Source organism: bacterium, from assembly GCA_016716565.1.
Taxonomy (GTDB): domain Bacteria; phylum Bacteroidota; class Ignavibacteria; order Ignavibacteriales; family Ignavibacteriaceae; genus IGN2.
The window spans coordinates 853,129-865,002 of record JADJWC010000001.1; the positions used below are offsets into that span (position 1 = coordinate 853,129).

Annotated in this window: 8 protein-coding genes; 1 reads left to right on the forward strand and 7 read right to left on the reverse strand. The window is 37.5% G+C overall.

Features of this window, described 5'->3' with window-relative positions; translation table 11 throughout:
• Positions 1-6: 6 nt before the first annotated feature.
• From IPM14_03690 to aceE, 6 genes are all read right to left on the reverse strand, one after another.
• A complete protein-coding gene (locus tag IPM14_03690) occupies positions 7-429 on the reverse strand; it encodes an iron-molybdenum cofactor biosynthesis protein (GenBank protein MBK9097221.1) in 423 nt (140 codons plus the stop codon).
• 76 nt (positions 430-505) lie between these two features.
• A complete protein-coding gene (locus IPM14_03695; protein ID MBK9097222.1) occupies positions 506-787 on the reverse strand; it encodes a DUF134 domain-containing protein in 282 nt (93 codons plus the stop codon).
• 154 nt (positions 788-941) lie between these two features.
• On the reverse strand, positions 942-1,364 hold the full coding sequence (locus IPM14_03700; GenBank protein MBK9097223.1) for a cytochrome c: 423 nt from the start codon (positions 1,362-1,364) through the stop codon (positions 942-944).
• A 243-nt stretch (positions 1,365-1,607) separates the two neighbouring features.
• Complete coding sequence (lpdA, locus tag IPM14_03705) at positions 1,608-3,035, reverse strand: dihydrolipoyl dehydrogenase (GenBank protein ID MBK9097224.1); 1,428 nt, start codon at positions 3,033-3,035, stop codon at positions 1,608-1,610.
• A gap of 98 nt (positions 3,036-3,133) precedes the next feature.
• Complete coding sequence (locus tag IPM14_03710; GenBank protein MBK9097225.1) at positions 3,134-4,783, reverse strand: dihydrolipoyllysine-residue acetyltransferase; 1,650 nt, start codon at positions 4,781-4,783, stop codon at positions 3,134-3,136.
• Between the two features lie 114 nt (positions 4,784-4,897).
• Positions 4,898-7,573 carry a pyruvate dehydrogenase (acetyl-transferring), homodimeric type gene (gene aceE / locus IPM14_03715; protein MBK9097226.1) on the reverse strand — a complete coding sequence of 892 codons (2,676 nt, stop codon included), beginning with the start codon at positions 7,571-7,573 and terminating at the stop codon, positions 4,898-4,900.
• Positions 7,574-9,320: 1,747 nt separating this feature from the next.
• Between aceE and IPM14_03720 the strand changes: the two genes are divergently transcribed.
• On the forward strand, positions 9,321-9,974 hold the full coding sequence (locus IPM14_03720; GenBank protein ID MBK9097227.1) for a T9SS type A sorting domain-containing protein: 654 nt from the start codon (positions 9,321-9,323) through the stop codon (positions 9,972-9,974).
• 349 nt (positions 9,975-10,323) lie between these two features.
• On the opposite strand, the gene IPM14_03725 is transcribed toward IPM14_03720, so the two are convergent.
• A complete protein-coding gene (locus IPM14_03725) occupies positions 10,324-11,661 on the reverse strand; it encodes a PhoH family protein (GenBank protein ID MBK9097228.1) in 1,338 nt (445 codons plus the stop codon).
• Positions 11,662-11,874: the final 213 nt, after the last annotated feature.

The window sequence follows — 11,874 nt, forward strand, 5'->3', positions numbered from 1 at the left end:
GTTTTTTTAATGATCGCTATGATTACAGACTAAATCAGTTTCATTTTTAAGTTCACCTTTTATGAACATATTCACAGCATCTTCAATCATTTCTACATCTGTGAAGAGAGTCGAGATATTGTGCTGTTTTAAATCCTCGACAACTCGCCAGCCTCCTCTGCTCGATATTAAATATTTACAATCCTTTAATCCTTCAATCAGGTGTGTGTGTCTGTGTTCACCGCCTTCTCCATGAGAATGGTGATGTTCACCGCCTCTTCTGTGATTTGTGAAATTGTTTTCTCTAAACTCTTTGCCGACTATTTTTTCACCATCAATTTCATAAACCACAAAGGCTCTGCACCTTCCAATGTGTCCTGTTACTCTGTGCTGGTCGTTCGTTGCAATTGCGATTTTACCAGTGAATTGTGATTTAACTTCTATTGACATTTTGTTCTCCTTTTATGAAAAAATTTATTTGATTTTTTGAATATTTTATTTCTTATAAGATTATACCTCTATACCTTTATTCTATTTCGTTTATCCTGATAGCTTTTCCGTTCAAGATTCCATCAGTAACTTTTTTCCGTGCAGCTTCCACAATCCGTCCGAAAGTAGCTCTGGAAATTTTCATTTCCTTTGCTGCTTTTTCATGAGAATAAGCGAGAAGGTCAGCAAGCCTCAATGATTCCAGTTCATCATGATCGAGAATTATTTCCTGTAATTCATACATTGGAATTCCCCGTGGTTTGAAATAATATGCTGATGGATTACAGCAGATTCTTCTGTGTTTTCTTGGTCTTGGCATTATTCTCTAAAAATATATTATGAGCATATGCTCAAAACTATTTAAAATAGGAGAAAGAATCAAGTCGCTTTATTATGAAAGAATGAAAATTTAATTAGATCGGAAGGTTACAATTTACACTTGAATGTAATGATGTATTTGTAATCAGATCGTACTAGCGTTCTAAAAGATAATCAACAATCTTCCCGAGGTCCTTAATATTTTTAGTTCCATATGGAGGCATTATCTGGTTCGGATATTTTTCTCTGTATTCTTTGAACCTGGGATCATTCATAAAATCATTTGGATTTCTTAAGTAGGCGAGAAGTCTTTCTTTGCCCCAATACTGAGATAAATTTGTCAGAGCAGGTGCCATTGGAGTTCCCTGTAATTCACCACCGTGGCAATTTGTGCATCCAAAATTACTTATTAATTGTTCACCTGTTAACTCAGTTGTATTTTCTTCGCTCATTTGATTGTTCATTTGAGAGGAGAGATCACGCGTTGGAGCTTCTTCCTTTTTTGTTGCTTTCTGAAGAATAAAAAGTAAAATAAATGCTGCTAAAAACGCTGCTACCCATATCTGTGGTTTAGTCATAAATTGTTTCTATAAGTTCTTAAAATTTCTATTTATTGAGGTGGAAAATTATCTAATTGAGCCTTCTTATACAATGCGAAAGCTGGTTCTGAAATCGTTTATTTGTTAGCTCAAACTCTGTCTAATCTCTCTCTTGGGAAGAAAGAATTTGTCATTGCGAGGAGTGAAACGACGAAGCAATCTCTTGTTTTGTTAGTAAAAGTGAGATCACTTCTCCGCCTTCGGCGGATCGTGATGACAAAACTAATTCTTCTTTGGTCTGTAAACGTGCGTGCTTTGTCCGAAGAAAACTTCTGCGGCTTCCATCAATGTTTCAGATAAAGTCGGATGAGGATGAATTGTTAATTTCAAATCTATGAGGTTCGCACCCATTTCAATTGCAAGAACACCTTCAGCAATTAATTCTCCAGCTCCGGGACCGCAAATACCAATTCCTAAAATTCTTTGTGAAGACGGGTCAACTAAAATTTTTGTAACACCATCATTTCGATCAAGGGTAACTGCTCTTCCTGAAGCGGCCCATGGAAACTTTGCAACTTCGTAATCTATTTTTTTCTCTTTAGCTTGATTCTCTGTCAATCCTGCCCACGCAATTTCCGGATCAGTGAAAACAACAGCGGGAATAGCCATCGGTTCAAAAGCTGATTTGTGTCCTGCAATTACTTCAACTGCAACTCTTCCTTCGTGTGAAGCTTTATGTGCGAGCATTGGTTCACCAACAATATCACCAATTGCATATATGTCAGAATCATCTGTCTGCATCTGGTTGTTTACGTTTATCCAGCCGCGTCCATTCACTTTTACTTTTGTGTTCTCAAGTCCTAATCCGGAAGTATCGGGTCTTCTTCCTATAGACATTAAAACATAATCGTAAGTTTGTTCTGTCGTTTTACCTTCATTTCCGCCTTCGGCGGACTGAATCTTAACCTGTATTCCATCTTTAACTTCCTTCATTTCAACAACCTTTGAGTTGAGCATTATGCTTTCAAACTTTTCTTTTAATCTTTTGGAAAGATGAGAAACAAGATCACGATCAGCACCGGGAAGCAATCCATCAAGCATTTCCACAACAGAAACTTTTGAACCAAGTGCCTGATAAACTGATCCGAGTTCTAATCCGATATAACCACCACCAATTACGAGGAGCGATTTTGGAATTGCAGGAAGATCAAGTGCAGATGTTGAGTTCAACAATCTTTTGCTTCCAATATTGAGTGATGGAATAGTTGCAATCCTTGAGCCCGTGGCAATCACTATTTTATCAAACTTTAACTCTTCTTTTCCGCCGGACTTTTCAACAACAAGTGTTGTAGAATTTTTGAAAGTTGCAGTTCCCTGAACAAAATTTACTTTTCTGAATTTTGCGACAGAGCCGACTCCACCCGTCAGTTTTTCAACTACTTTGTTCTTCCAGTCACGAAGCTTATCAAGATCGATCTTCGGTTTACCAAATTCAATTCCCCAGTTTTTTGCTTCTTCAGTTTCATCAAGAAGTTTTGCAACATGAAGCAGTGCTTTGGATGGAATGCAACCACGGTAAAGACAAACACCTCCGGGATTTTTATCCTTATCAATTAAAGTAACATTCATTCCAAGATCGGCGGCAAGGAATGCTGCGGCGTATCCGCCGGGTCCGGCACCTATTACAGCTATATTTATTTTTTCAGACATTTAACTTTCCAAGAATTGTTGTATTGCTATATTGTTTTATTGTTATTCTTTTCTTCAGCAATATAACAATCCAACAATAAAACAATTTATAATTTTAATCACATAAATATTTTCAAAGGCTCTTCAAGCGCTTCACAAACCCATCGTAAAAATCTGATCGCATCTGCGCCATCAATGATCCGATGATCATAAGAAAGTGAAAGCGGCAGCATTAATCTCGGTTCAAACTTTCCTTCTTTGTTGTAAACAGGTTCATAATTTCCACGAGATACTCCGAGAATTGCAACTTCAGGCGAGTTTACAATCGGGGTAAAATAAGTTCCACCAATTCCGCCGAGATTTGTGATTGTAAAACATCCACCTTGCATTTCTTCCAGAGAAAGTTTTTTGTCACGAGCTTTTTGCGCAAGCTGATTCAATTCCACAGAGATTTGAATAAGATTTTTCTGATCAGCATTTTTAATTACAGGAACTAGCAACCCGTATTCAGTATCAACCGCAACACCGATGTTGATATATTTTTTGTAGATGACTTCCATTTTATCCATATCAATGCTGCTGTTAAACTGTGGAAACTTTTTCATTCCTTCAGCAATTATTTTAATGAGGATACCAGTTACCGTGAGCTTTGCACCGTGCTCTTCAACTTTTTTGCTAAGTTCTTTTCTGTCTTTTTCAAACTCAGTGATATCGGTTTTATCAAATTGAGTTACGTGTGGAATGACCGACCATGCATAGCTCAAATGAGTTGCAGTCTTCTCGCGGATCTTGTTCATCGCAACTCGTTCTATCTTGCCATACTTGCTGAAATCAGGCAGTGTTTCTTTTTGAATTCCTAATCCAACTGCTTCTGATTTTCCAGTCATAATTTTCTTTACATAAGCCTTCACGTCATCCATCGATATTCTTCCGCCTTCACCTGAACCGGGAACTTTGTTTATATCGACACCTAGTTCTCTTGCAATTCTTCTGACGGATGGAGCTGCAGGAGCTGCGCCTCTTAAGATGGGAGGTTGATCATCGTGTTCACCGACTTTCAATTCACTCACTTCGCCTTTTGGAGTTTGAGTTGTTGCAGGAGTTTCCTTCTTAACCGATTCTTCTTTTACTTTTGCAGGTTCTTTTATAGTTGATGGAGTTGATGTCGATGATTCTACTTTAATAAGAACATCGCCAACTTTTACTTTATCGCCGGTCTTTACATTGACTTCAACAATTTTTCCTTCAACAGAAGATGGTACTTCAACTGTGGCTTTATCGGTTTCTATTTCAATCACACCCTGATCTTTTGAAATTGTTTCTCCATTTTTCACAAGAACGTTAATTACATCGGCTGATTCAATATTTTCACCGAGGTCGGGAACTTTGAATTCAACAATTTTCCCCGGTTCTGACTTTACTGTTTCTTTAACTTCTTTTTTAGCTTCAGATTTTTTCTCTTCCTTCTTTGTCTCTTCTTTCTTTTCTGTTTTTACCTCTGACTTAGACTCAGCCTTTGCCTCTTCTTTCCCACCTTCATCAACTTTAATAATTGTCTGTCCGACTTTAACCGAATCGCCCTGCTTGACTAAAACTTCGGTAATCTTTCCGGAAATATTTGAGGGGACTTCAATCGTTGCTTTGTCGGTTTCTATTTCAATGATTGATTGTTCTTTTTCGATTACATCACCGGTTTTTACGAGTACATTAATGATGTCTGCCGATTCTATATTTTCACCAAGTTCAGGTAGTTTAAATTCTGTTGCCATTATTTCATTTATCTTTTTATTTCAATTTCTTTCTTATGTCATTCTGAGTGAATCCGAAAGGATTTACGAAGAATCTCAGAGATTCTTCACTTCGTTCAGAATGACAGTACGTATTTACGATACCATCGGGTTTAATTTGTCAGGATTTATCTCTAAATCCTTTTTTGCTTTTTCAAGAACCGTTTCTTTTAACTTTCCTTCTTTTATTAAAGCACCAAGAGTTGCGTAAACTATGTGCTTGTAATCAACCTCAAAGAAATCTCTGAGTGCTTTCCTCGATCCGCTTCTTCCGAATCCATCAGTTCCCAATGAATAAAGTGTTCCGGGGAACCACTTTGAAATTGAATCGGGAAGTGCCTTCACATAATCTGATGCTGCTACAAAAACTCCCTCTTCCTTCGAGAGAGTTTGAGTGATGTAAGATGTTTTTTGCTTCTTATCCGGGTTCAGCATATTCCATCTTTCAACATCAAGAGCTTCTCTCCTCAATTCTTTGTAGCTCGTAACGCTCCAAACATCAGCGGCTACTTTATAATCCTTTTCAAGAATTTCCTGTGCTTTAAGAACTTCATTTAAAATTGTTCCACTTCCGAAAAGTTGAGCTTTAAGTTTCGCATCCTTCATACTTGAAGGTTTGAACTTATACATTCCTTTTAGAATGCCATCCTTCGCACCTTTCGGCATTTCAGGCATTGCGTAGTTTTCATTCATCACGGTGATGTAGTAGTAAATGTTTTCCTGATCTTCAAACATTCTTTTAATTCCATCACGAATTATTACCGCAAGCTCGAAAGCAAAAGCAGGATCGTAGGCAACCATATTTGGAATTGCATAAGCCAGCAAATGACTATGTCCATCCTGATGCTGAAGTCCTTCTCCATTAAGAGTTGTTCTTCCCGCAGTCCCACCAATTAAAAATCCTTTTGCACCGATGTCACCGGCAGCCCAGGCAAGATCGCCGACTCTCTGTAATCCAAACATCGAATAATAAATGAAGAAAGGAATCATATTTATTCCGTGAGTTGAGTAAGCAGTTCCTGCAGCTATGAATGATGACATTGAACCTGCTTCTGTAATTCCTTCTTCGAGTATTTGTCCGTTCTTAATTTCTTTGTAGTAGAGAAGGCTGTCTGCATCGACTGGTTCATACAACTGTCCTGCGTGTGCATATATCCCAACTTGTCTGAAAAGTGATTCCATTCCAAAAGTTCTTGCTTCATCAGGAACTATCGGAACAATATTTTTTCCAATCTCAGCATCTTTCAAAAGCTTTGCAAGAATTCTCACAAACACCATCGTCGTTGAAACTTCTCTTCCTTCCGTACCTTTGTAAAATTCTTCGAAGAGAGATTCATCGGGAGTTTTTATCGGTTTCAGATTTGTCTTTCTTGAAGGAACAAATCCACCGAGAGTTTTTCTTCTTTCTTTAAGATATTTTATTTCAGAGCTGTCGTCATCCGGTCTGAAGAATGGATCGTTATGTATCTGCTCATCTGAAATTGGAATTCCAAAACGTGCACGGAATTCTTTCATCTCATCTTCATTTAATTTTTTCTGTTGGTGAGTAATGTTTTTTCCTTCACCGCTTTCACCAAGCCCATAACCTTTTATTGTTTTAGCTAGAATAACTGTCGGCGAACCTTTGTGATTTACAGCAGCACTGAAAGCCGCATAAACCTTTTCGGGATCGTGTCCGCCTCTTTTCATTTTTTTCAATTCTTCATCGGACATACCAGAAACCATTTCCTTCAGCTCTTCATCAGCACCAAAGAAATGTTCGCGAATGTAACTTCCACCTTCAACAGTGTATTTCTGATATTGACCATCAACAACTTCACCCATTCGCTTAATAAGTTTTCCGTCTTTATCTTTTTCAAGAAGCGGATCCCAATCTTCACCCCAGATAACTTTTATCACATTCCATCCTGCACCACGAAAAGCTGCTTCGAGTTCCTGTATAATTTTTCCGTTACCGCGAACAGGTCCGTCAAGTCTTTGCAAATTGCAGTTGATTACAAAAATTAAATTATCAAGCTGCTCTCTCGAAGCGAGAGTGATTGCACCGAGAGTTTCAGGTTCATCAGTTTCACCGTCACCAAGAAATGCCCAGACCTTGCTTCCTGTATCGCGTTTCAAACCTCGATCTTCGAGATAACGATTAAAGCGTGCCTGGTAAATTGCAGTGATTGGTCCGAGTCCCATTGACACTGTCGGAAATTCCCAGAACTCCGGCATCAGCCACGGATGAGGATAAGAAGAAAGTCCGCCGCCTTTTGCAAACTCTCTTCTGAAATTTTTTATTTTCTCTTTTGAAATTCTTCCTTCAAGAAAAGCGCGAGCATAAATTCCCGGTGAAGCGTGTCCCTGGAAATAAATCTGGTCGCCGTCGTAACCTTCACCTTTTCCTCTGAAGAAATGATTGAAGCCGATCTCATACAAAGTTGCAGCACTTGCATAAGTTGAAATGTGTCCGCCGATTCCTTCTTCCATCTTGTTTGCATTCACAACCATCGCCATTGCATTCCAGCGGATGAGAGATTTTATTCTTCTTTCAATTTCCCTGTTGCCCGGGAAAGGCGGCTGCTTTTCTCTCGGGATTGTATTTATGTACGGAGTGTTTGCAGTGAAAGGAATCTGAACTCCGGCTTTGTGTGCACGTATCTGAAGCTGCTGTAAAAGTTCTCTAACTCTTTCAGGTCCGCCGTGTTCAAAGACATAATCGAGCGAGTAAAGCCACTCGCTGGTTTCTATTTCTTCAATTTCAGGATTTCGTTTATAATCCTTAGCCATAAATTTCCTTAGTTAGCTAATAAAAATGTTAGAATTCTGCTTAAAAAATGAATTTTACTGAATGTTTTAGCCAGAAATCGAGACGTCAAATTAATTGAATAACGAGTTAAATACAAGGTAGTGGAGGCAATTAAAAATTAACAATTAAAAATGAAAAATTAGAATTAACATCTTTTACTCTAAAGTGACTTTCTCACTTTAATTACTTAAGTTTCTGTTAAGTTAAATTTTGATGGAGCGTAAAATGCGAACCCTTAAAATATCTCTCTTGGTTTTTATTCTTTCGATTACTATATCTGCACAAAACTTTTGGCAGCAAACAAATGGACCTTACAGTGGTGCTGCAGTAAATGATTTTCTTCAATACGATGACAGTACAATTTTTCTTGCCACTGACGAAGGAATAATCCGATCTTTAGATAATGGTGAAACTTGGTCTAAAATTAATGGACAATATTTAGATGCAAAAATTAGATGTATTGCAAAAGATCATTTTGGTGTTTTATGGTTAAGCAACACTATATTTTCCCCTGGATTATTCAGATCAACCGACCAAGGTAATACTTGGCAATTTATCAATTATAACTACGCTGCAGATATTAAATATATTTTTATTCCTTATAAGGATACGATAATGTTAGGGACTTCTGATATGGGTATAATAAGAACATTCAACGGTGGAACTACTTGGAACCAAGTTAATAATGGACTTCAGTATCTGGGTGTTTATAAAATTATCTTGATTGCTGACGGGTCCATATTAGTCGGAAGTATTGGGGGAGGAGTTTACAAATCAACAAACTGGGGTGATTTGTGGATTGCTTCAAATACAGGTCTGCCAGCAAATTCTCAAGGACGTAGATATGCTCAATCCTTTTGTGAAATTAATCCGGGTCAAATTCTTACTGGCACTCCGTTAGGAATATACTTTTCGTCTGACTACGGAGAAACATGGACTTATAAGAATAACGGACTTAGCGAGATAACAGCAAGTTCCATTATTAAAGACACAAATAATTACATTTATGCGGGTATTGTATTTGGAGGTGGCGTTTATCGTTCCACCAATGGAGGCGACTATTGGTATCATCTAGGTTTAGGTTTAACTATAAATACACTAGGGTGGGACTCGGAATCTAGACTGAACGCTTGTAGTTCTAGTCAAGGATTATTCAGGTTTGTAAGTGAAGATTCAACCTGGTTTCAAGTTTATAACCAAAGCTATACACCTGTAGAAGTGGATAATTTATGGATTACTGATGGGGGGAACATAGTTGCAACCACACCCTGGTGGGGTCTTCAGTATACAACAAATAATGGTGAAAACTGGAAGAGATTAAATTATAATGGTCCAGGAACATTTTACGATATGGTAACAATAAATGATAGTACATTTATAGGCTCAGGTTCGGGACCTGCCTATTTAAGTAATGATACTGGTAATACATGGACTGAAACTGGACCTTATAGATCTTACGCTTCATTTTATGAACCAATAACTCAAACGGTTTATTTAGGAGGATATGATGAGTTTAATAGCATCTGGGGAATTTATAATTCAAGTGATTTTGGACAAAGTTGGACATTACTTCAAGATTTTCCAATCGCAGCTTATGTTCAAACAGTATTAGATATCTACGTGACGAGAAATAATCAAGTGATTCTAACTACCTTTAGATATACATATTACCCCAGTGGACAAATTTCCAGATTTTATAGATCTACTGATCATGGTCAATCATGGGAGATGATATACGAGAATCAGATTGATTTTATTACACACATTATCGAAGATGCAAATTCAACGCTATACGCACTAGTAGACACGAAACTTTTAATATCTGAAGACGGAGGCATTTCCTGGTTTACAAGAACGATTCCAGAATCAGACATGATAGTAGCTGATCATTCTGGTAGAATATATAGAAATGCCGGAATCGGTGTCCAGTATTCTTCAGATAAAGGTATAACATGGATTCCTGTAGATAATTCTGGTCTAAATAATTGGGTAAATGAAATGGCAATTAATCAAAATAATAGAATTTACTTAGCCACTACAAGTGGAGTTTATTTTGGTGAAGGAGATAGCATAGTTGTTTCTGTTGAAAATACCGAACCAGCGAAAACATTTTTCCTCTCCCAAAACTACCCCAACCCGTTTAATCCGGTTACGAAAATAAAATACAGCATACCGCAAGACGTAAGAGGTGAGAAGCAAGAAGTAATGTTAAAAATTTATGATGTGCTTGGAAGAGAAATTGCAACACTCGTTAACGAAGAAAAACCTGCCGGTGAGTATGAAGTTGAGTTTGATGGTTCTGCACTCCCAAGCGGGATTTATTTTTATCGACTAAAGGCTGGAGCCTTTTCGGAAACGAGGAAGATGGTTTTATTAAAGTAGTTAGAAGTTAGTAGGGGCGAGTCGGTGACTCGCCCTTTTTATTAGTGCCACAATTATTTTTTTCAAGTATTTGGTTCGATTTCAAGGTAGATTAGTTGTATTTACTTTGTAAATGATTTGGTTCTAATATTCTGCCAATGCCAATAACTTGCCGTAATTTCGATCCAAAGAATATGAGTCGATTGTTAGGCAAATTGTTAATATCTGCCTAGACAATGATTATACTTATATAGATTTGTATTTTCCCCTCCTGACCGAGGAGGGGACGAAAGGGAGGAGGGAGATTTTCACCACCCCGTCACTAAAGTGACACCCCTCCTCACAAGTTAGGAGGGGATAAGAATTAATATCACAACAAATTACTCGCAAGCTCAGCCAGCTCGCTACGTTCACCTTTTTCAAGATTTATGTGAGCATACAATTTCTGTCCTTTGAATCGATCAATCAAATAAGATAAACCATTTGATTGTCCATCGAGATAAGGATGATCTATCTGGTAAATATCTCCGGTGAAAACTAATTTCGATCCTTCACCTGCACGGGTGATAATAGTTTTTATTTCGTGCGGAGTTAGATTCTGTGCTTCATCAACTATAAAGAAAATTCTCTGCAAACTTCTTCCGCGAATATATGACAGCGGTTCAATGACAAGCTTTTCTTCTTTTATTAATGAATCGATCAACTGATGATTTTTATCTGTCTCCGGAAATTGATCCTGAATCACTTTTAAATTGTCCCACAAAGGAGTCATATACGGTGCAAGCTTGCTTTCAACATCACCGGGAAGAAAGCCGATATCTTTGTTGCTGAGTGGAACAATCGGTCTGGCAACAAAAATCTGCCGATAATATTTTCTTACATGAAGCGCACTAGCTAAAGCGAGTAAAGTTTTTCCTGTTCCTGCTTTTCCTGTCAATGAAACCAGCTGAATATCGTGATTCGTTAAAGCATCAACTGCAAAAGTTTGCTCTGCGTTTCGTGGAGTAATTCCATAAATAACGTTTTTATCGACTTTTCTTAAATGCTCTTTATTCTGATCAAGATTTGCAAGAACAGAACGGTTTCCATTCCGAAGGATAAAATATTTATTTGCTAAAGCTTCTCCATTCAATCTGTCCAGCAAAGGTTCTGCCGCAACTTCAAACGGCGGCTGGAAGAGTTCAATAATTTTATCATCGTCAAAATCTTCTATTACCTGCTTACCGCTGTATAATTCTTCAATACTTCCTATTCGGTCTGTTGTATAATCTTCAGCAGGAATGCCAAGTGCTTTAGCTTTCATCCGAAGGTTAACATCTTTAGTAACAAGAATAACAGTATTAGTTTCTTTGTACTTCTTCTGCCATTCGAGTGCAGTTCCAAGTATTCTATGATCGGGAGTATCTTCTTTGAATACTTCGCGAATCTCTTGTGAAATTCCGCGAGAAATAGCAATGCGCAATTGTCCACGACCTTCACCCATCGAAACGCCGCCGTTAAAAATATCCTGACCAGTAAGTGAATCAAGTGTGCGTGAGAATTCTCTTGCATTTAAGTTTATTACCTGGCTTCCTCTTTTGAATTGATCAAGTTCTTCCAGAACAGTCAGAGGAATTACAACATCATTTTCCTGGAATTGGTTTATGCACGAAGAATCGTGAAGGATGACGTTTGTATCCAGAATGAAAATTTTTGGTTTTTTACTCATTAAAGGTTAAATGAATGGTTTAAATGGAACTTACTTAATGAATTATTTTGTGCAGCAACTATGATTTGAACTATTGAGAGTATCTTCAAAAAAATATCTCTATTGTTAAGAACAGATTAATTTTCATTGCAATTATAATAAATCTTGATTTAAATAACATCCCGTCAGAATTAATCTATTATTAAAGTTTGTTAACAATTGTATGAGAAAACT

Excerpts from the sequence above, each read along its gene's own strand:
- IPM14_03710 (MBK9097225.1), bottom strand. The coding sequence starts at position 4,783 with ATGGCAACAGAATTTAAACTACCTGAACTTGGTGAAAATATAGAATCG.
- IPM14_03700 (MBK9097223.1), bottom strand. The coding sequence starts at position 1,364 with ATGACTAAACCACAGATATGGGTAGCAGCGTTTTTAGCAGCATTTATT.
- IPM14_03725 (MBK9097228.1), bottom strand. The coding sequence starts at position 11,661 with ATGAGTAAAAAACCAAAAATTTTCATTCTGGATACAAACGTCATCCTT.
- lpdA (MBK9097224.1), bottom strand. The coding sequence starts at position 3,035 with ATGTCTGAAAAAATAAATATAGCTGTAATAGGTGCCGGACCCGGCGGA.
- aceE (MBK9097226.1), bottom strand. The coding sequence starts at position 7,573 with ATGGCTAAGGATTATAAACGAAATCCTGAAATTGAAGAAATAGAAACC.
- IPM14_03695 (MBK9097222.1), bottom strand. The coding sequence starts at position 787 with ATGCCAAGACCAAGAAAACACAGAAGAATCTGCTGTAATCCATCAGCA.
- IPM14_03690 (MBK9097221.1), bottom strand. The coding sequence starts at position 429 with ATGTCAATAGAAGTTAAATCACAATTCACTGGTAAAATCGCAATTGCA.
- IPM14_03720 (MBK9097227.1), top strand. The coding sequence starts at position 9,321 with ATGATATACGAGAATCAGATTGATTTTATTACACACATTATCGAAGAT.